General features: G+C 43.0%; 18 protein-coding genes. 10 read left to right on the top strand and 8 right to left on the bottom strand.

Going from position 1 to position 19,376, the window contains the following annotated elements; all coding sequences use genetic code 11:
• The first annotated feature begins 12 nt into the window (after positions 1-12).
• Both CXF58_RS09120 and CXF58_RS09115 read left to right on the top strand, forming a co-directional pair.
• Positions 13-450 (top strand): YeeE/YedE family protein, encoded by a 438-nt coding sequence (locus CXF58_RS09120; RefSeq protein WP_102077286.1) that lies wholly within the window; start codon positions 13-15, stop codon positions 448-450.
• Between the two features lie 65 nt (positions 451-515).
• Positions 516-935 (top strand): DUF6691 family protein, encoded by a 420-nt coding sequence (locus CXF58_RS09115; protein WP_180952562.1) that lies wholly within the window; start codon positions 516-518, stop codon positions 933-935.
• Between the two features lie 258 nt (positions 936-1,193).
• Here the strand turns inward: CXF58_RS09115 and CXF58_RS09110 are convergent, their stop codons facing one another.
• A complete protein-coding gene (locus tag CXF58_RS09110; protein WP_102077284.1) occupies positions 1,194-2,858 on the bottom strand; it encodes an AMP-binding protein in 1,665 nt (554 codons plus the stop codon).
• A gap of 384 nt (positions 2,859-3,242) precedes the next feature.
• On the opposite strand from CXF58_RS09110, the gene CXF58_RS09105 reads away from it, so the two are divergent.
• A complete protein-coding gene (locus CXF58_RS09105; protein ID WP_102077283.1) occupies positions 3,243-5,378 on the top strand; it encodes an NADPH-dependent 2,4-dienoyl-CoA reductase in 2,136 nt (711 codons plus the stop codon).
• Positions 5,379-5,491: 113 nt separating this feature from the next.
• Here CXF58_RS09105 and CXF58_RS09100 read toward each other — a convergent pair whose 3' ends face one another.
• Entirely contained in the window at positions 5,492-6,247 is a 756-nt protein-coding gene (locus tag CXF58_RS09100; RefSeq protein ID WP_102077282.1) for a lysozyme inhibitor LprI family protein, read from the bottom strand.
• 164 nt (positions 6,248-6,411) lie between these two features.
• On the opposite strand from CXF58_RS09100, the gene CXF58_RS14055 reads away from it, so the two are divergent.
• The 3 genes from CXF58_RS14055 to CXF58_RS09090 all read left to right on the top strand — a co-directional run bounded on the left by CXF58_RS14055 (position 6,412) and on the right by CXF58_RS09090 (position 8,385).
• A complete protein-coding gene (locus CXF58_RS14055; protein WP_228706585.1) occupies positions 6,412-6,765 on the top strand; it encodes a hypothetical protein in 354 nt (117 codons plus the stop codon).
• Positions 6,686-7,624, top strand: coding sequence for a serine hydrolase domain-containing protein (locus tag CXF58_RS09095; protein ID WP_228706584.1), 939 nt, complete (start codon positions 6,686-6,688; stop codon positions 7,622-7,624). Before CXF58_RS14055 ends, CXF58_RS09095 begins: the two co-directional genes overlap by 80 nt.
• 128 nt (positions 7,625-7,752) lie before the next feature.
• The gene (locus tag CXF58_RS09090) at positions 7,753-8,385 is read left to right on the top strand and encodes a DUF2238 domain-containing protein (protein ID WP_102077281.1); all 633 of its coding nucleotides are present in this window, start codon (positions 7,753-7,755) and stop codon (positions 8,383-8,385) included.
• 265 nt (positions 8,386-8,650) lie between these two features.
• Here CXF58_RS09090 and CXF58_RS09085 read toward each other — a convergent pair whose 3' ends face one another.
• From CXF58_RS09085 to CXF58_RS09070, 4 genes are all read right to left on the bottom strand, one after another.
• The gene (locus CXF58_RS09085) at positions 8,651-9,220 is read right to left on the bottom strand and encodes a peptidase associated/transthyretin-like domain-containing protein (RefSeq protein WP_102077280.1); all 570 of its coding nucleotides are present in this window, start codon (positions 9,218-9,220) and stop codon (positions 8,651-8,653) included.
• On the bottom strand, positions 9,207-9,764 hold the full coding sequence (locus tag CXF58_RS09080) for a peptidase associated/transthyretin-like domain-containing protein (RefSeq protein ID WP_102077279.1): 558 nt from the start codon (positions 9,762-9,764) through the stop codon (positions 9,207-9,209). Before CXF58_RS09080 ends, CXF58_RS09085 begins: the two co-directional genes overlap by 14 nt.
• Positions 9,761-11,203 (bottom strand): PAAR domain-containing protein, encoded by a 1,443-nt coding sequence (locus CXF58_RS09075; protein WP_102077278.1) that lies wholly within the window; start codon positions 11,201-11,203, stop codon positions 9,761-9,763. The genes CXF58_RS09080 and CXF58_RS09075 overlap by 4 nt, the downstream gene beginning before the upstream one ends.
• A gap of 220 nt (positions 11,204-11,423) precedes the next feature.
• The gene (locus tag CXF58_RS09070) at positions 11,424-12,443 is read right to left on the bottom strand and encodes a lipoate--protein ligase (protein WP_102077277.1); all 1,020 of its coding nucleotides are present in this window, start codon (positions 12,441-12,443) and stop codon (positions 11,424-11,426) included.
• Between the two features lie 187 nt (positions 12,444-12,630).
• Here CXF58_RS09070 and CXF58_RS09065 point away from each other — a divergent pair, with 187 nt between their 5' ends.
• Entirely contained in the window at positions 12,631-12,840 is a 210-nt protein-coding gene (locus CXF58_RS09065; protein ID WP_102077276.1) for a hypothetical protein, read from the top strand.
• Between the two features lie 95 nt (positions 12,841-12,935).
• Here CXF58_RS09065 and CXF58_RS09060 read toward each other — a convergent pair whose 3' ends face one another.
• Entirely contained in the window at positions 12,936-14,096 is a 1,161-nt protein-coding gene (locus CXF58_RS09060; protein WP_228706583.1) for a GMC oxidoreductase, read from the bottom strand.
• A 379-nt stretch (positions 14,097-14,475) separates the two neighbouring features.
• Between CXF58_RS09060 and trpB the strand changes: the two genes are divergently transcribed.
• The 3 genes from trpB to CXF58_RS09045 all read left to right on the top strand — a co-directional run bounded on the left by trpB (position 14,476) and on the right by CXF58_RS09045 (position 18,072).
• The gene (trpB, locus tag CXF58_RS09055; protein WP_102077275.1) at positions 14,476-15,702 is read left to right on the top strand and encodes a tryptophan synthase subunit beta; all 1,227 of its coding nucleotides are present in this window, start codon (positions 14,476-14,478) and stop codon (positions 15,700-15,702) included.
• A gap of 95 nt (positions 15,703-15,797) precedes the next feature.
• Positions 15,798-16,727, top strand: coding sequence for a DMT family transporter (locus tag CXF58_RS09050; RefSeq protein WP_102077274.1), 930 nt, complete (start codon positions 15,798-15,800; stop codon positions 16,725-16,727).
• 241 nt (positions 16,728-16,968) lie between these two features.
• Entirely contained in the window at positions 16,969-18,072 is a 1,104-nt protein-coding gene (locus tag CXF58_RS09045) for an alkene reductase (protein WP_025651894.1), read from the top strand.
• 125 nt (positions 18,073-18,197) lie between these two features.
• On the opposite strand, the gene CXF58_RS09040 is transcribed toward CXF58_RS09045, so the two are convergent.
• Positions 18,198-19,259, bottom strand: coding sequence for a pirin family protein (locus tag CXF58_RS09040; protein ID WP_102077273.1), 1,062 nt, complete (start codon positions 19,257-19,259; stop codon positions 18,198-18,200).
• Between the last annotated feature and the right edge of the window lie 117 nt (positions 19,260-19,376).

The following is a 19,376-nucleotide window of genomic DNA, read 5'->3' as shown; positions in this document are numbered from 1 at the left end:
TAGGTAAACATTATGAGTATACAAATAGACTGGCAGGCATTTACGCCAATCTCCTTGGTAGGCGGGCTGATATTAGGGGTGGCAACTGTCATTTTGCTATTGGGTATTGGCCGTATCGCGGGGATTAGTGGTATTTTCTCAAGTCTTTTAAAGCCCAAGCGCGTCGAGATGTGGCAGGTATTATTTATCGCCGGTCTTGTTATCTCGCCGTTATTATATCGTTTGGTTAAGCCGTTACCAGTGCTAGAAATCAGCACCTCTATACCGTTATTAATTATGGCAGGTTTGCTGGTCGGTTTTGGCACGCGTTTAGGTTCTGGTTGTACCAGTGGTCATGGTATCTGCGGTAATGCGCGCTTGTCACCACGCTCGATGGCGGCGACGGTGACCTTTATGTTGTTTGGTATTGTGACGGTTTATCTTGGTCGCCATGTCTTGGGCTTGATTTAAAAGTCATATAGACAGCACATCATTTATAAGCGCTTGAGTAAATTGTTTGAGTATGGGGCACAATAATGTTAAAAAATATGATTGGATTACTGGCAGGGCTATTATTTGGCTTTGGACTGCTGATATCAGGGATGACTGACCCTGCTAAAGTACAAGGGTTTTTAGACGTCTTTGGTGCATGGGATATCTCCCTCGCACTGGTAATGGGCGGCGGACTGGCGGTGGCTATAGTCGGTGTGCAATTGGCTAAGCGCCAAAAGAATAGTTGGATTGGCACCTTGATTGAGATGCCAACCAAAACCACCATCAATAAAAAACTGCTCATCGGCGCGATGCTATTCGGTATCGGTTGGGGCTTGGTGGGTATTTGCCCAGGACCGGGTATCGTGCTACTTGGGACAGGACAATGGCAAGCGTATGTCTTTATTCCAGCGATGATAATGGGTATGTTGGTTTATCAATGGCTTGAACCAAAGCTTGATTAGTCGTTTGGTTATAGTCAGTCCTAAATAAAATCAGTACCAGTGTTATAACGCGCTACTGGTATTCATTTTCCTTGCTTGCTGTGCCTACGCAGACAGAGGCTGCGCAAAATTAATAACAGTAGCCCTGTGTTTATTTTATAGCAGACTGCCTATAATAATAAGTTTTACATTTTTAGTTCAAGAAAACAGGGTCAGCCTAATGATTAGACTGACCCTGTTTTATGCAAATTGCTCAAAGTGCAAGTTGCTCAAAAGCTATTATTTAGCGCTAGCCGTGACTTTTGGTGTTTCGTGCGCCAATGATTTGGCGGCTTGCCGTAGCTCAAACTTCTGCACTTTACCGGTACTGGTTTTTGGAATTTCAGCAAAGATAATATATTTAGGCACTTTAAAGCCAGCCAAATACTGCTTGCAATGCTCCATGACATGATCGCGCTGTAAGGTGCTACCAGCATGGATTTCGATAAAGGCAACGGGTACTTCGCCCCATTTGTCATGGGGCGCGGCGACGACGGCACAGCTTTGAATTTCTGGCATCTTATATAAGACGTTTTCGACTTCGATACTAGAGATGTTCTCACCACCTGAGATGATGATGTCTTTAAGCCTATCCATGATTTTGATATAGCCGTCGGGGTATTTGACGCCCAAATCACCGGTACGGAACCAGCCATCAGCAAAGGCTTCTTCGGTGGCTTTACGGCTTTTTAGGTAGCCTTTCATCACCATGTTACCGCGCAGTGCCAGCTCGCCCATCTCTTCTCCATCGGCGGCAACGGGTTCAGTGGTCCCTTGTTTAAAGACTTCAAAGCCAGTCATTAAATGCGATGTTACGCCCTGACGTGATTTCTTTTGCGCACGAGCCGCGACATCAAGCGCATCCCATTCTTCTTGCTCAGCGCAGACAGTAACCGGCCCATAAACTTCAGTGAGGCCATAAACATGCGAGATATGAAAGCCCATTGCTTCCATAGCGGCGAGCATGGTTTCAGACGGCGGTGCACCAGCGACCCAGCCTTTAACTTCATGGTTAATGGCTTCTTTGTATTCAGCCTTGCCGCCTGCGATCATGTTGTGCACCACGGGCGCTGAGCAATAATGGCTGACTTTGTATTTGGCTATGAGCTGCAAAATTAAATCAGCGTCAATCTTACGCAAGCAGACGTTGACGCCCGCGCGTTCGGCGATGGTCCATGGGAAACACCAACCATTACAATGAAATAATGGCAGTGTCCATAAATACATCGGGTGCTTGGGCATATCCCAATCTAAAATGTTGGACACGGCATTGAGCGTGGCACCGCGATGATGGTAAACCACGCCTTTGGGTTTGCCCGTGGTGCCAGAGGTATAGTTGAGGGCGATTGCATCCCACTCATCTGTTGGCTTTTCCCAATTATCCAAACGGTCTGAGCTGGCAATTAATGCTTCATAACTCATACTGCCAAAACGCTCGATATCGAGCGCTTTATCAGTCGCATGAATGACGATGAGATTGGGAAAAGCTTCATCGATAATCTCAGCGTGCTCAGCAAACTCGCTGTCTAAAATCAGCACTTTGGCTTCAGAATGTTGTAGGCAAAAGGTTAGGGCGTTGATATCAAGACGGGTATTAAGAGTACAAAGTACGCCGCCTGACATGGGTACTCCAAAGGCGCATTCGACCATCGCTGGCGTGTTCGGCATCATCACCGCCACCGTGTCATTTTTATCGATACCCAACTTACGCAGACCATCCGCCAATTGACGACAGCGATCATAAGTCTGTTGCCATGTCTGCGTAAGCTCATTGTGCTCTAGGTCGTCGTAGATAATCGCAGTCTTGTCAGGATAAACCTGCGCGCTGCGAATGATAAAATCGATGGGGGTCAGCGGTTGATGGTTGGCAGCATTTTTGCCAAGACCGGTGTGAAAGTCTGTCATGTGGATAGTCCTTTATCGTAATCGTATTGCGGGTATTCGATGATGCCGATTAAGCGAAGCGGCTATTATAGAAGCCGTTGTCATAAAAACAATGGTCATAAAAACGGTTGTTATAAAACACGTTAAATATTGACAACGCTCACGCTATTATAGCCAATTGTCCCAAAAATTTGGTGGGTTTTATGAGATTTGCTCAATAAAACCCATAAAGCCGAGTTAAACATTTGACTGTCTAGGATTGGGGTTAATATATTGCTCACTCATCAGTCGCTTGTCCGCATAGCTGATGATAATAGCGGTGTGTTACGATAGCAGCAACGCTAAATCCCGTGACTTTTCTGTTTTCAAAACGTAGTTTGATAATTCATTCATAAGGAAAATGATATGACCGCCAGCCGCACTGCCAATACTATTGAGACTGCCAGCACCAACGAGCACTACCCGCATTTATTTGAGCCGCTCGATTTGGGCTTTACCACCCTTAAAAACCGCATGGTAATGGGCTCGATGCATACGGGGCTTGAAGACCGTTTTTATAATTACGGTAAACTGGCGGCGTATTTCGCCGAACGTGCGAAAGGCGGCGTGGCGATGATGATTACCGGTGGTATTTCACCCAATCGCGAAGGCTGGTTGCTCCCTGCTGGCGGTACCATGAACACCCGCGCTGACGTCATTAATCATCAACGCGTCACCCGTGCGGCGCATAAATATGACAGCAAAATCATCATGCAAATCTTGCACAGCGGTCGCTATGGTTATCATCCGTTTGCGGTGTCAGCAAGTCCGATTAAATCACCAATCTCGCCATTTAAACCGCGTAAGATGAGCATCAAAAACATCGAGCAAACCGTTAAAGACTATGCGCGCTGTGCCAAACTGGCCAAACAAGCGGGTTATGACGGTGTTGAAATCATGGGCTCTGAAGGCTACTTGCTCAATCAGTTTTTATCGCGTCATGTCAATAAACGTACCGATGAGTACGGCGGTGATATTCATAACCGTATGAAATTTGCGGTCGATGTGGTCAAGGCCGTTCGCGCAGCAACGGGTGAAGATTTTATTATCCTATTCCGCTTGTCAGTGATTGATTTGGTCAAAGACGGTAACGTTATGGACGAAGTCATCACTGTCGCTAAAGCGCTAGAAGAAGCGGGCGTGACCATTATGAATACTGGAATTGGCTGGCATGAAGCGCGTGTTCCAACCATTGTCACCAGCGTGCCACGCGCGGCGTTTGTTGATTTCACTGCTGAAATTAAAAAGCACATCAGTATTCCAATGATGGCAGCCAACCGTATCAATATGCCAGAAACAGCGGAAGAAATCCTCGCCAGTGGGCAAGCAGATATGATTCAAATGGCGCGTCCGTTCTTAGCGGATCCGCATTGGGTCAACAAAGCTAAAGAAGGTCAAGCCGATCGTATCAATACCTGTATCGCCTGTAACCAAGCCTGTCTTGACCATACCTTTGAGAATAAACGCTCGACCTGTTTGGTCAATCCGCAAGCCTGCTACGAGACAGAATTGGTTTATAAGAAAACCAAAAAGCCTAAAAAAGTGGCGGTCATCGGTGGCGGTGTCGCTGGCATGTCAGCCGCTCATGTTGCAGCTTTGCGTGGTCATGACGTGACCCTATTTGAAGCAAAAGATATCTTGGGCGGTCAGTTTAATTATGCCAAAGTCATACCTGGTAAAGAAGAGTTCTTTGAAACCATTCGCTACTATATCAATGAGCTTGAGCACTTAGGCGTTGAAATTAAACTTAATACTAAAGTTGATAAAGATATGCTCGAGAAGGCCAAGTTCCATCATGTTATCGTCGCAACGGGCGTGGTGCCAAGAAGCCTAAAGGGCAAGCTAGAAGGTGCAGATTTACCACAAGTCATCAGCTATGCTGAATTGCTCTCTGGTGAAAAATCTGTCGGCGAAACCGTTGCGGTCATTGGAGCTGGTGGTATCGGCTTTGATGTTAGTGAATATCTCACCGCCAATCATGGGCAGCCATTAGATGAGCTTGGTCCTGAATTGCTAAAAGACCCAAGCTATCGTCCAAAACCGCAGTCAATTAGTGATTGGCGCGAAGAGTGGGGCGTGACGTCTGATACTAACTATCAGGCAGATGGCGGCTTGATTAAACCTGAAGGCATCAAACCTGTGCGCCAAGTGTACTTAATGCAGCGTACCAAAGGTCGCTTGGGTAGTGGGCTCAATAAAACCTCGGGCTGGGTACATCGCGCTCATGTCAAATCACACGGCGTTATCCAAGTATCAGGCGCCCAGTACGATAAAATAACCAATGAAGGTATTTGGATCACCAATAACCAAGGTCAAAGCCAGCTGCTCCGTGTCGATAGCGTTGTGGTCTGTGCTGGTCAAGAATCAGTGGTTGAGCTGATGCCAAATGTCGGTGATGCACCAGACGCACAATATCATTTGATTGGCGGTGCTAAACTTGCTGCGGAGCTGGATGCTAAACGTGCTATAAGAGATGGTGCTGAGGTTGCGGCAGCGATATAATTGATGATTTAAAGTCGTAGTGTAAGATTCGCAGACGGCAGGGGAGCAATTTCCTGCCGTTTTTTTGTTTCTAGGTTTTAAGCTTTTAGAGTATATTTCTAGTCCAAAGTTATTTACTCTCGCTCTAATATAATTCCGTCAAAATAGCCGCGCACCCCACAACGCCCTGAACTAAATTGATAATCAACGTCTTTTAAGAGTAACTGACTTTTACCTTGATAGAGTGCAGGATACAACCTTAACCTAACTTCTTTATCTTGACTATTATCATGAATCGCCCAGTGGTTCTGTGACCATGTTGCAATACTTTCTTCAATTCCACAGGTGTGTAAGTTATTAAAAACTAAGTCACTTTCAATTACAGAAAGATGAGGTTTATTATCAACCTTATTAATAGATAAAGTATTCGTTGCGTCTTGCAAAGTATTTTTGCGCTGACCATCTAAATTATAGATTGAAATCTGGAAGTTTTTAGAAAATTCTCCAAATGCATTTTTATTAGGCAAATCAGAAGAATCTAAATCATCGTTCCAGTTAGAATCTGTCTTTTCTCCGATATGTTCTTCATACTCACGTTTAAGGCACTTAGTATCTTTACAGGTATTTCGTTGAAAATTTAACCATAATTTTTGATCTATAATCACATTGTTTTTATAGCTTTCGCTGTCTTCTTCGTTAGCTCCATCATTGAGATTAGCTCTATATTTCTTCGCCATTGCGTCATCGAGCTTAGAAAGCTCAGGACTTTGGCAAATAGTTTTTTCTACCCAAGTGCTGGCTTTTTTACAATCAAAACTTGCTGAGTTTGCATGATTAGATAGTAGACAAACACCTAAAGTAGTAATAATAATTACGGTTGATTTTTTCATGTTACTCTCATCGTTTAATGCTTAATTTCGAAAATTGATACCATTGTTCTAAAGCTGAATATGAATATAGCATTGTCACTCGTAAATAACCTATAAATGCTACGCTAACCCATCAGCGATACTCAATCGTACTCATTACTCACGCCATAAAAAAGGATTTTATAATGGTAGTGTTAAAGACCCTGTTTAAATGGATCGTTTTGCCTATTGTAGCGCTACTCATTATTATCAGCTTGAGCTTAGTAGTGACGGGTAACGCTTATATATTTCGAGGGCTAAAGCTTACTTATCTTAAAGGTGAAAGCACTGCCAATATTGACGATTATGTCGATTTTGATAATCGTACTATCCGCGCCAAAAATCCTATCGAATGGGAAAAAGTTGCCAACTTTGAGCAGGTCAAACTCACGCCCACCTTGCAAAATGCTTTAGATACCGATGAAACCGTTGCCTTTCTTTGCCATTATCAAAGACGGCAAACTGCTGTACGAAAACTACTGGCAAGGTTATGGTGCTGATTCGCACACCAATAGCTTTTCGATGGCAAAAACTGTGACAACCTTGCTGTATCTCAAAGCGGTTGAAGATGGTTATATATCAAGCATTGATGAGCCAATTACCAAGTGGCTACCTGAATATGCGGACAATCAATATGCGCAGAACTGTACCTTAGCAGATTTCTCGGCGATGACCTCAGGCTATGATTGGACGGAAGATTATTACTTTCCCATCAATCCGACGGCTGAATCCTATTATGGTCATGACTTGGTCAAGCAAATGGTCAATCGTGATTTTGTAGAAGAATGTGGTGGTCGGTTTGAATACTCATCAGGCGATACGCAAATGATTGGTATAGCTTTATCGCGAGCGCTTGCGCCGCATGGCTATACCATCTCTAGCTATTTAGAAGAGAAATTTTGGCAACCTCTCGGCATGCAAGGCGATGCTTATTGGTCGCTTGATGGTGCTTCGAGCATCGAAAAAGTGTATTGCTGCCTCAATGCCAGCGCATTAGATTTTGCCAAATTTGGGCAGCTATTATTAAATGGTGGTGAGTGGCAAGGCGAGCAATTACTTAGTAAAGCGCACGTTAATTTTATGATTACGCCCAATGCAGCAGCATTTGCAGACGGGCAAGCGCAAGTTTACGGTCATTCGGTATGGACGGATATGGACGCTCCGATTCCGTTTTATGCCATGCTTGGTCATTTAGGGCAGCGGGTATTGGTGCTGCCAGAAGAGAATGCGATTGTCGTTAGATTAGGCATGCAAAAAGGTTTGCCCACACCAGTAGAGGGTTTTCACTTGGAGCCAGACTTGGGTCAGTATGTTACTGAGGTGAAAATGATGTTGGATAATCTACCACTAGAGCAGTAACTTGAGTTTATTTATAAGGCGAGTGAGTAATAGCATAAATTGCTAAGTCCATCACACATCATTAATAATCAGAAAAATAAGCATAGTGATAAAAGTTTCTATTTTTAACAAGGAATATTAAAACCTTAATGAATCATTCAAATAAAAATAGAGGGCATGATGGCTCGCTTAAGATCATTTGGTTAGTGGTATTTTTTGCGGCGCTGATTTGGTCGGGTATTGCACCTAAAAATTATTTCACTTGGGTTTTGGAAGTTGCGCCCGCGCTGATTGGTTTGGGCATACTAGCCGCGACTTATCAAAGATTTACCCTATCAAGGCTCACGTATTTTTTAATATTGCTGCACTGCATCGTATTAATGATAGGCGGTCATTATACTTATGCCGAAGTACCTCTATTTGATACGGTCGCCAACTGGTTTGGTTGGGAGCGCAATCACTATGATAAATTGGGGCATTTCGTTCAGGGGTTTGTACCGGCAGGGATTGCGAGAGAAATTTTACTGCGCTTAAATGTGGTGAAAAATGAGCGTTGGTTATTGGTCTTTGTGATGTCCGTTTGTTTGGCGTTTAGTGCTTTTTATGAGCTGATAGAATGGTGGGTAGCGTTAGCCATTGGCAGCGATGCAGAAGCTTTTTTGGGCACGCAAGGTTATGTCTGGGATACGCAGTCTGATATGTTTATGGCGTTGATTGGTTCAGCTGTATTTTTAGCTTTCTTTCGAAAACGGCAGGATTCAAGTATCCGTAAATTGACTTAAACGAGCGTACCCCTTGATTAAGCAGCTTCTTGAAACAGTTCAAAAGCTTTGTCATTACCTACAGTAACTGAGTCGCCCTCGTAGTAGGCTAGCACGAGTTCGTATATTTCAGCAGGTGTATTTTGATTGGATGATATCTTTGCGTTTGATGATTCTGCTGAGCAAGCAGAAGTTATTAAGCTACTGGATAGCATTGTGGCTATTAGTAAAGACTGAATTAAAGGGGTAATTCTTCTTTGATACATTAAAACCTCATTAGGAAACTTTATTTTATTGGCTGATTTGGTCTCACTTGTTCATAAGTTTTACCCTGTGGTACGGGTATGCAGTCGACTTCTCTTTGAGATTGGCTCGGTTGGCAGTAAGGCATGGTTGCTATATATTCAAATACTATTGCGTAGCGATGCAGGCCATCAGGCAATGGTTTTAGATAAATATTACCCATATCAATAATCATGGGACTTTTTAAGTTATCATCTTCAGATTTTGCCATACCGTCAATTGCAAACAGACGCCTTTGATAACCTTGGGTATCTATCATGATACTGGCTTCTTCAGCTAACGCTTTAAAATAACCTTTGCCCATATTATCTGAATCTATCTTTTGCATTGAGTGTAATTCAAAACGGCCTGTGTTATCAGAGATGCCTTGAATGTCATCTGTTAAGTAGACGGTGATATTGCTAAGTGGCTGATCAGTTTGACTGTCAATTAGCTGTCCTTTTATAGAAGGTGTGACATAAAAGGCCTCAGGTTCTTGCGCAGTACAAGATGAGGTTACTAAAGCAGTCAGCCAAAAGATACTGAATAATCTAACTTTACTAGACGGCTTCATGGTCCACTCCATCTGGTAGTGGAATGCAATTTACCTCTTTTTGCGACTGATTAGATTGGCAGTAAGACATATCTTCTATATATTCGTTGTATTTATAGTTGTCTTCTAGCTGCACACCATCTGGTAATTTATCAAGATAAATTATACCCATATGTACGTACTCAGGGACCTCTGAAGCTCTTTTAGCTTTTATTCTTGGAAGACCAAAATTCCAGTAATCTTTACTCTTATAATCTTTTTTATATACGGTCATGTCGCTTTCACTTAGTTGTTTGGACTCCCAATCGTCAGTTGAAGAGCTCTTAATCTCAATAGCAGGTAGTCGAAAAAAACCGTCTTTGTCAGTTGTGGTAGATGCTGAACTGGTATATATAATACTGACATCACTGATGGGTTGCTCTGTAGTTTTGTCTAGCACTTGTCCTGTAACGATAGGTGTCAAGTAATGTAATGTGGTAGTTTCGGATGAACAAGCACTTAATAATAATATTAAAAAGCATGATCCCATTAAAAATCTGAGTTTCAGCATCGATGTATTTATCATGTTGTAGTCGCAATCATTGATAACCATAGTAAACCGCGTACATCCCTGTCGCTGGCAACAAGCTTATCATAAATGTCTGTTGGGTTAGTTTTGGCTGAATCATACTGCATTAAGTCATATTCCTTACCGATATGTTGATAACTAGCATTTGGTTTTTGAGTAATAAGAGAAGAGGAACCTTTATGTCCTTTTGAATATGAGTGTCCACCATATGCCAAAAGTATCTCATGACCTAGCTCATGAGCAAAAGTCTTTTTAAAACTTCTATTCGCAGAAGCTTTAGTAATATAGCTCCATCCACTTTCATACTTTATGTATCCAATATTATAAAAAACTATTCTCGAGCCTTCCCAATTTCGAGACCGAGCGGAGCCTCTATTAGTATTGAATTTAATATTTAATGTGGGAAGACTATTGGTATCAGTAATTTTGCAAGTTGTGAAGACTTCGTATTTACTGCCAAAAACGCTTATACCTATTGAGTTGGATATTTTACCCGTTAAGGTACTGCTATTACGACTCCAATATCGAGTAATACTTTCCCTTATCAATGTTTCTATCTCATTACTTGTTATATTAATCTCATTCATTAACGGCCTCCCTTTTCCTTTACTTTGTTGAACAGATAAAGGGACTACTAGAGGTAGGACATTAACTTTAGTAATTGACGAGATAGAAACTCTCAAAATAGCATCAATTCTCTTAGTTACTTTGTTAATCTTTACATCTAACCATTTGTACTTATTTTCAAAGGTGACGATTTTGCTGTCTCTATCTATAGTACCGTTGCTATTACCTTCTAAAGTAAATACAACCGCTTTATCGGTAAAGCTTGTACTATCATAAATATTTTTTACAAATCCATCCCAATATAATTTTACATGCTTACCGGGTCTGAAATCGCCCTTCTTTGAAGCAATAACCTCATTACCTAAAAGTATTTTTAAATCTTTATAACTTCCTTCTTTTATAGCTACGGTAAATATTATTTTTCCATAATCCGTACTATTAGAGTCATAAGATGGAGCATTCAAAGGTACGAACTGATTATCGTTTAAATCTACCCACATTAATGAAATGGACGAAGACTCATCTGAATTTTTATTAACGAACGAATTACTCATACTCGACTTCGGAAACACCAAAGCCGCTGCCTGCTCAATCCCCATCACATCAAATCCTGACTCCGCAAATGACTGCTGATTAGCAATCAGTTTAGCGCCGCAGCTTGTCACATCGCCGCCGCGAGCAATGGGTGCGCCATCAATGATAAAAGAGGCATCACCACTAAGAATAGTGGTGACCTTTTTGCATTTTTTACAGAGGACTTTATCGCCTTTACGCGAGATTGGGATACCGTTATGAGTGGTGTGCGGTGAGCCGGAGATGACCGTCCCACCATGAGAAGTCTTTGCGCCGACGGTAATATAGGCTGCCATAGTGCTACCTTGCTTAAATGCCCAAAGTGTAGACTCTTAAATCGAGTCTATTATTTGCCTGACATTATAGATGGCTAGAGCGTTAAATATCAAACTTAAGTTTATCTAGGAGTATGATCTAGACAGCAAGTCTAATTCACGCAAAGTATAAAGGCGATTGAAATATTGACGTCAATAAGAAATTAAGACTCTTTACTAATTATCAATAACAAGCAAAAATCTAACCTTCCATCTCACTAGTCAGCCATTTAGACACGTCATCAATTTGTACTGCCAACTCAGGATGTGCTTTGCATAACTCGTCAAACTTAGCTTTAATCTCATGTTTGTCATATTTAATACCTGTCAATGTGTCTTTTAATAGGTCGATTAACTCAACGTTTAGCGCATCAGAAAAGATAACCACATCGCGTATCACTGCTTGCTTCACATCAAGGTGACAATCAATGATGCCCCAATCAAATCGCGTCTCAATATGATGGGTGAACTCAGGCGTCTTACCAAAGCGCCAGTCCCAATCTGCCATTTGCTGATAGTATTTGTTCAGGTTAGGCTGCTTGGCGAGGCTGGCTTCATCCAATTCTTCTACTGGCGTAGTGTCGCCATAATCTTTGTCACGATAATATTCACAAAACGCCTCGATAATCGCAGCGGATAAAGTCTCGTGGTTAATAGACTCATTAAACTCAACCAAGTTGGCGACGCGAGCACGGACAGATTTGATGCCTTTGGCTTTTAGTTTTAGCGGATGCGGGTTGAGATAATCGCCGAGCTTTTGCATATTGGCATTGACCAGTAACGTGCCGTGATGAAAGCTGCGATCGGCGGCATGTTTAAAGGCGCTGCCTGATATTTTCTTATCACCGACTTGCATGTCATTACGCCCCGATAAATCTGCGTCTATGCCCAATTTCTTTAACGCATTGATAATAATCGTAAAGTTCGCTGCTTGGTCGTAGTCGTCTTTAGGTGATAAAAAGGTAAAGTTGGTATTGCCCAAATCATGAAACACCGCGCCGCCACCACTCTGACGCCGTGCTAAAAACACCTCGTCGGCTTCCATCTTATCGATTTTGCATTCTACCCATGGGTTTTGAGAGCGTCCAATCACCACGGTCTCGCTATTGCGCCATAAAAATAGCGTATGCGAGTCGGGATTAAGCGTATTAAATATCCAATCCTCGGTCGCGAGGTTAAACCAAGGGTTGGTGACGGCAGATTTTAAGATGCGCAGTTTCATTATTTATCCTTTTTATTATGTGTTGTAGGCTTTCACATATAATGTTTATATATTATTCAATATCTATAGGAATTCTAACATGAGCGACTTAGATAAATTAGCAAGATTAGCTGACCTTTTTACTCAAATACGAGATATTCTAATTTAAGAGAATGAGAATAATTGGATAAGAGGTATTAACTCAATATTGAATCAAATAAATTATTCATTAGAGGATAATGAAAAGGTAAAAGACACTATTAAAAGTATAGGTAACACCTATAGCTTTATTAATAGCGGTAACGGTAGCTTTTCAGATTTTTATATTTGGAGAGAGGATTTTGATGAGAGAGTTATAGAGAATAATAAATTTATTGAAATAAAAGATAAAATAGGTAGTTTAATAGCTAATCAATAATTTTGAAGTGTAGCGCGTAGAGCGGGTTAGTCCGAGCGTAACCCATCATCTAACTAACATTTAAGAACGTTTATGTATAACTGATTATTATAAACCTACCCAAAATCTTCCCTTAAAATACTTGCCATATTACGCTCAGCAAGTCCGGTGATAAACACATAGGGATTGACGCCTGCGCTGCCGGGGATTAACGCGCCATCTTGTACGTAGATATTTTTATGCCCTTTAACGCGACCGAACTCATCAGTCGCTTTGCCTAATACGCAGCCACCTAGTGGGTGATAGCAGAAGTTATCGCCGAAGCCTTTGGTGAATAATAAGCTTGAAGTAGAGCCGCCATTTACTTTGGCGAGTTTTTCGATCAGCTCTTTGGCAGCATTTACTGAGTACTCATTTTGCTCGCGTTTCCAGTTTAGTTTGACGGTTTTGCTCGCTTTGTCAAAGTAATAATTGCCGCGTTCTGGATTGTCAGTGATGGCGAGATAGAGCGTCGTCCACGTCTCAAGCTCTAGCGGTAATGGCGCGAGTTCGGCAAATATTTTGTACTTTGTACCGCCTCTATCGCCGTCCCACATATTGATGCCTTTGACCGGAATGGTAGATTGGGTGGTGCCCGCAGCGTGGACGAAATTGCGCCCAGTCATAATATTGCCATTGGGTCCCCAATGTTTGCCGATGTGTTCGTTTAGGTTGTTTAATTTGCCCTCCGCTTGACTTTTAAGTAGCAGTTCTGAAGTGCCCGTACTGCCTGCATTGAGAAATAGCTTATCGCAAGTGTAATGCTCAATTTTATCGATGCCACCAATAGTATTGAGGACATGAACTTCTAATCTGAGTTGCTCATTATCGAGCGCTTGGATGCTATTGACTTTGCGTAGGGTTTTGACCGTCACATTGCCTGTGGCTTCGGCATCTTTTAGATAAGTTAAATCCAGTGAAAACTTGCCAGCATTATTGCCATAGATGACTTCGCCGCCGAGTGCTGACGGATAGACTTCGCCACGCGCCTCACGTTGCATATAGTCAAAGTCGTAGCTATTACTAAAAAATTCGGTTTTCAGTCCCGCTTTTGCTGCTTGCCGTTCCGCAGCGCGCGTATATTCGTAATGCTCGGACTGATTAAAGAATGACTCAGGGATTTGACTGACTTTTAATTCTCGCATAGCGCGCGGAAAGTAGGTGCTGTACATCTCATCAGAATCAATCCATGGGAACACTGCTTCAAAGTGCGCGCGTCTTGGCTGAATGGCAACCACTCACCGCAGCAGAGGTACCGATAGCGCCTAAGCTTAGACCCATGGCTTTAATCAGTTGACGACGTTGCATGACTTTCCTGTTTTTATATCTTTAATAATCGAAAGTAATGAACGAGAGTTTAGCAAAAGAAAGTGTCATTATTATTTCTATATTGCGAGCGAGGCGATTTTAGCCAGATTAGAACAAAATAATACTACTTGAAGCAAGACGGGTAATCATTTAGCGCGCTTAAATTTATAAGGTGACTTGACCAAATAAGAAATATCCCTTACTATCTTGTTTCAATGTACTAGAACATAAATACATTTAATTATTTTTAAAAATGCTAATTAATTTGGCAAAAATAATAAGAGTAATCTAAAACAATAAGGTTTATCTATGACAACGCAAAATACCGCCACGGGCTACGGTTTACATCAATCCATCTTGCCGAATAGCGAGGGTTTATATGGCGAGTTCGGTGGCAAAATTGCTCATCCTGAGCTCGCCAAAGCGATGAGCGAGATCGAAGTAGGTTTTCGTGAAATTATCAAAGACGACGACTTTATCAAAGAGACGAAGCGCTTGCGTGAGACTTATATTGGTCGTCCAAGTCCCATTTATCATGCGCAGCGTTTGACCCAGCATTGCGGCGGCGCGCAGATTTATTTTAAACGTGAAGATTTAAACCATACGGGCGCACACAAAATTAATCACTGTTTGGGTGAAGTGTTATTAGCCAAGAAATTAGGCAAAACCAAGGTGATTGCGGAAACGGGCGCGGGGCAACATGGCGTCGCATTGGCAACGGCAGCGGCATTGATGGGTATGGAGTGTGAGATTCACATGGGTGTGGTCGATATTAAAAAAGAACATCCAAACGTCAGCCGGATGAAGATTTTGGGCGCCAATATCGTACCAGTCTCACGCGGCGCAGGGACATTAAAGGAAGCGGTCGATAGTGCGTTTGAAACTTATCTTAACGAGTTAGATAGCAGTATGTTTGCGATTGGCTCGGCATTGGGGCCTGCGCCTTATCCTGAAATGGTCAGCTATTTTCAGTCAGTGGTTGGTCATGAAGCACGGGCGCAGTTTCTAGCGACGACGGGTAAGCTGCCTAATAAAGTAGTCGCTTGTGTTGGCGGTGGCTCCAATGCTATTGGCATGTTTAGCGGCTTTTTTGATGATGCAGAGGTACAAAAAATTGGCGTTGAGCCTGCTGGTGAGGGCTTAGATACGCGCAATCATGCGGCGACGATGTCGCTCGGCGTCAAAGGCGAGATTCACGGCTTTAAATGCTACGTGCTGCTTGATGAAAAAGGCGAGCCTGCACCGGTACATTCGATTGCCTCTGGTCTAGATTACCCGGGCGTTGGACCACAGCATTCGCACCTAAGAGATTTACAACTGGCTACGTATGAATCAGCGACTGATGCAGAATGTTTAGAAGCCTTTATGGCGCTATCTCGACTTGAAGGTATTATTCCAGCGTTAGAGTCAGCACACGCCATTGCCTACGCGATGAAAATCGCCAAAAATATGTCAGCGGATGAGACGATTTTGGTTAATCTATCAGGGCGCGGCGATAAAGATATTGATTTTATTTTGGATAAGGTAAAGCTATAAAAAATCTGCAAACAGTATAAAAAGACAACAGCTCTCAAGCGTTTAACAAGTTATCATCGTGGTTTTTTTAGTCTAACGCTTGATAGGATTCACCCATGTCCAACCGCGACCTCATTATTTTTATGACACTGTCCTTTATGTGGTCGCTGTCTTTTATTTTTTACCGTATCGGCGTGCCAGAATTTGGCTCGCTAGCGTTTGCCAGTTTGCGGGTGGTATTTGCCGGTTTGGTGATGCTGATTTTTGTCTTAATCAGCTCAAAAAACAGAGCAGGCATACGTGATAACTGGAAAGCTTTGATGCTAGTCGGACTGTTTTCTGCCGCTATCCCTTTTATCCTGTTTGCCTTTTCAGCGCGCTCGGTCAATGCTGGGGTGTTGGCGGTGCTGAATGCGTCCGTACCGATGATGAGCGGTTTTATCGCCAGCACCTTTTTTAAAGACCGACTGTCAAAAAAACAAATTATCGGCTTAATCATTGGCGTTATCGGCGTGATTATTTTGATGAGTGAGAACTTATTTGGCGGCAGCGGGCAGGGCGCTGAGTCAGGCTCAGGGTTACTGCCGATGGGCTACGCATTATTGGCCTGTGTCGGTTATGCGGTTGGCGCCAATATCACCAGAAGTTATTTGTACAATGTTTCACCAGTGCCAATCACCGCAGGTTCGCTCATCATAGCGAGTATTCTTATGTTGCCTGTGGCATTTTATGAATTCCCTTATGGTCAAACCATCAGTCTAAAAGCGTGGGTCTCTGTTATCTGCATTGGCGTGTTTTCAACAGCGATTGCGCTGATTTTTATGAATCAGTTAATCAAAAATATTGGACCAACACGGGCGACGAGCATCACCTTGGTCATTCCAATCTTTGCCATTATTTTGGGCTATCTATTGCTTGGCGAGGCGCTAAATATACAAGCCATCATTGGTTCGATTGTGATATTGATCGGCACGTATTTGTCATTAGAGCTGTCAATTAAGAAAATGCTAAAGCCAAAAGACAAGACTCAGATGAACAGTATTTAAGGCTTAGTAAACAGTCTTCGTAGTAAACGAGTACGAAGATTTGTATAGGTGAATATTGTTGTATCTGTTTGTAAATATTGCTTGGAATAATGAAATCTGTTCCCTATAAAGGTAGGCGCTAAACGTAGATTTACTAATGATATTATAAGTTTTTCTAAACAGCATTCGATAATAATTAGTATGATTGATGGTTGCTATAACTAAAGATCATAGATAGCAGCAATAACCAATAGGACAGATTATGGCACACGATATTTTATTTGAGCCTGTAAAAATGGGCACACAAACGCTAAAAAATCGCATTATGATGGCCCCACTGACACGTCTGCGTGCCGTTGAGCCAGGCGATGTCCCTATCACATGGGCAGCAGAGTACTACTCGCAGCGTGCAGGGGCGGGCCTTGTCATCACTGAAGCGACGCAAGTATCGTTTCAAGCAAAAGGCTATGCAGGCGCACCAGGGCTACATACTCAAGATCAAGTCACTGCATGGAAAGCCATCGTTGACAATGTCCACGCTAAAGGTGGCAAGATCGTCGTCCAGCTATGGCACACAGGACTTGTCTCACATGAAAGCGTACAACCTGAACGCCGTGCGCCAATTTCAGCCTCAGATGTCGATGTAGGTATCCGTACCTCATTGCGTGATAGTGACAACCAAGCCATTCGCGCGGATGCCACGCCGCCGCGCCCAGCCAGTCTTGATGAGATTCAGCAAGTGGTTACTGACTTTGCGCATGCAACCAAGTGCGCGCAGGAAGCGGGGTTTGATGGTATTGAGATTCATGGCGCGCATGGTTATTTGCTGCATCAGTTTTGGGCCGAGCATACCAATCAGCGTGACGATGAGTACGGTGGCAGCCGCGAAAACCGCGCGCGTCTAACCTTGGACGTGATTGATGCTTGCGTAGAGGCATGGGATGCTGATCACGTGGGTATTCGTATTTCACCACTTGGCACGTTCAACAATGTTGAGGGAGGCTACGAAGAAGACGATAACATTTGGCTGATTGAGCAAATCAACAAGCGTGGTCTAATGTATTTGCATCTGTCAGAGCCAGACTGGGCAGGGGGTACGCCTTATAACGATGAGTTCCGCCAAAACGTACGTAATGCTTTTGGTCAACTGATTATTGCCGCTGGTGGCTATGATGCGGACAAAGCTGAGAAGAACATCAAAGCAGGCTATATCGATGCGGTAGCATTCGGTCGTGATTATATTGCCAACCCTGATCTCGCTGAACGTATTCAAGAGGGCGCACCGCTCAACGAGCAGCATCCAGAGAGCTTCTATGGTGGCAGCACGGTTGGCTACACTGATTATCCGTTCCTGAACCAAGCGTAAAGTCTCATCGATCAGCCTCAATGCTGACAAGATGAGTCATAGCGTTATAAACAATAAAAAGCCACCTTACTATCATTAGTAGGGTGGCTTTTTTATGCTTATTTTTTGAGTATTTAGTGTTTTAACTATTTACCAAAATTACCGGTTTGATAATCGCGAAACGTTTGTTTTAATTCTGCTTGAGTATTCATGACAAAGGGGCCATAACCGGCGATAGGTTCGCCGATAGGTTCCCCGCTCAGCAGCAATAATTTAACGGGTGCAGGTGTTTGCTTGTCGGTTGTGCCAGTTATATGTGTCGAACAGGTCAGCTCAATGGTATCGTTGGTAAGCGCTTGCTCGGCAGGCATGTCAGCACGATGTTGCGTTGGCGCTTCGAACTGTATTAAGTTGCCAGCACTGACTGACGTACCATTGACTAGCAATTCGCCTTCTTGAACCAATAACATCACGTTATGGCTATCAGGCACTTGCAGCAAGGTAGTACCTGCCGTATGTAATTCGATATCCCATAGATTAATCGGTGTAAAGGTACTGGCGGCTCCTATCACTCCTTGCCAATCACCAGCGATGATAGCAGCTGTGCCTATTGTTATATTGAGTGTTGCATTGAGTGTAGCATTGCTCGCTGAATCAATCGATGCGTTGGCAGATTGGTTGCCATGGTCATTCTTATTGTCATTATTCCCATTATTATCCGTCAACTCAACAATGGGTATCTCGGCGCGCTTTATCGTTTGGTATTTGGGTGCGGTTAGCTTGTGGGCGCTTGGCAGGTTTACCCATAATTGCACCATGCTGAAGACCCCACCGCGCTGCCCGAATGCTTCAGAATGAAACTCTTCATGCATGATGCCGCGACCTGCGGTCATCCATTGCACATCACCTTCTTTGATGATGCCACAACCACCAGCCGAATCGGCATGGCTAATCTCTCCCGCGTAGGCAATCGTTACCGTTTCAAAACCCTTATGCGGATGCTGCCCGATACCGTGCGGCTCCTTCTCAAGGTTTGGATTTGGCGCAAAGGTGGTCGGCTGACCATAGTCCAATAATAAAAACGGATCGGTATGCTGATAATTAAAATCAGCTTCGTTATCTAAATGATTAAACAAAGTTTTGACATAAAAACCATCGCCGACCCAATGCGGTGCTTTATTATTATGAATATGTTTGATGGCGCGCATTGCTTACCTCGTCAGCCTAACTGTATTAAAGAATACTTATTTATTTTACCGTCATTCTTTAACAGGAATGAAATGCCTACTCTTAAGTAATTCTAAATATGTATGGGTTTATATGGT

It is taken from the genome of Psychrobacter sp. Sarcosine-02u-2, from assembly GCF_002836335.1.
GTDB classification, from domain to species: Bacteria; Pseudomonadota; Gammaproteobacteria; order Pseudomonadales; family Moraxellaceae; genus Psychrobacter; species Psychrobacter faecalis.
This window is presented reverse-complemented; position numbering and strand designations above follow the sequence as displayed.

Excerpts from the sequence above, each read along its gene's own strand:
- CXF58_RS09070 (WP_102077277.1), bottom strand. The coding sequence starts at position 12,443 with ATGAAACTGCGCATCTTAAAATCTGCCGTCACCAACCCTTGGTTTAAC.
- CXF58_RS09045 (WP_025651894.1), top strand. The coding sequence starts at position 16,969 with ATGGCACACGATATTTTATTTGAGCCTGTAAAAATGGGCACACAAACG.
- CXF58_RS09095 (WP_228706584.1), top strand. The coding sequence starts at position 6,686 with ATGAAACCGTTGCCTTTCTTTGCCATTATCAAAGACGGCAAACTGCTG.
- CXF58_RS09085 (WP_102077280.1), bottom strand. The coding sequence starts at position 9,220 with ATGAAGCCGTCTAGTAAAGTTAGATTATTCAGTATCTTTTGGCTGACT.
- CXF58_RS09110 (WP_102077284.1), bottom strand. The coding sequence starts at position 2,858 with ATGACAGACTTTCACACCGGTCTTGGCAAAAATGCTGCCAACCATCAA.
- CXF58_RS09090 (WP_102077281.1), top strand. The coding sequence starts at position 7,753 with ATGAATCATTCAAATAAAAATAGAGGGCATGATGGCTCGCTTAAGATC.
- trpB (WP_102077275.1), top strand. The coding sequence starts at position 14,476 with ATGACAACGCAAAATACCGCCACGGGCTACGGTTTACATCAATCCATC.
- CXF58_RS09100 (WP_102077282.1), bottom strand. The coding sequence starts at position 6,247 with ATGAAAAAATCAACCGTAATTATTATTACTACTTTAGGTGTTTGTCTA.
- CXF58_RS09115 (WP_180952562.1), top strand. The coding sequence starts at position 516 with ATGTTAAAAAATATGATTGGATTACTGGCAGGGCTATTATTTGGCTTT.
- CXF58_RS14055 (WP_228706585.1), top strand. The coding sequence starts at position 6,412 with ATGGTAGTGTTAAAGACCCTGTTTAAATGGATCGTTTTGCCTATTGTA.
- CXF58_RS09080 (WP_102077279.1), bottom strand. The coding sequence starts at position 9,764 with ATGATAAATACATCGATGCTGAAACTCAGATTTTTAATGGGATCATGC.
- CXF58_RS09120 (WP_102077286.1), top strand. The coding sequence starts at position 13 with ATGAGTATACAAATAGACTGGCAGGCATTTACGCCAATCTCCTTGGTA.
- CXF58_RS09075 (WP_102077278.1), bottom strand. The coding sequence starts at position 11,203 with ATGGCAGCCTATATTACCGTCGGCGCAAAGACTTCTCATGGTGGGACG.
- CXF58_RS09105 (WP_102077283.1), top strand. The coding sequence starts at position 3,243 with ATGACCGCCAGCCGCACTGCCAATACTATTGAGACTGCCAGCACCAAC.
- CXF58_RS09050 (WP_102077274.1), top strand. The coding sequence starts at position 15,798 with ATGTCCAACCGCGACCTCATTATTTTTATGACACTGTCCTTTATGTGG.
- CXF58_RS09040 (WP_102077273.1), bottom strand. The coding sequence starts at position 19,259 with ATGCGCGCCATCAAACATATTCATAATAATAAAGCACCGCATTGGGTC.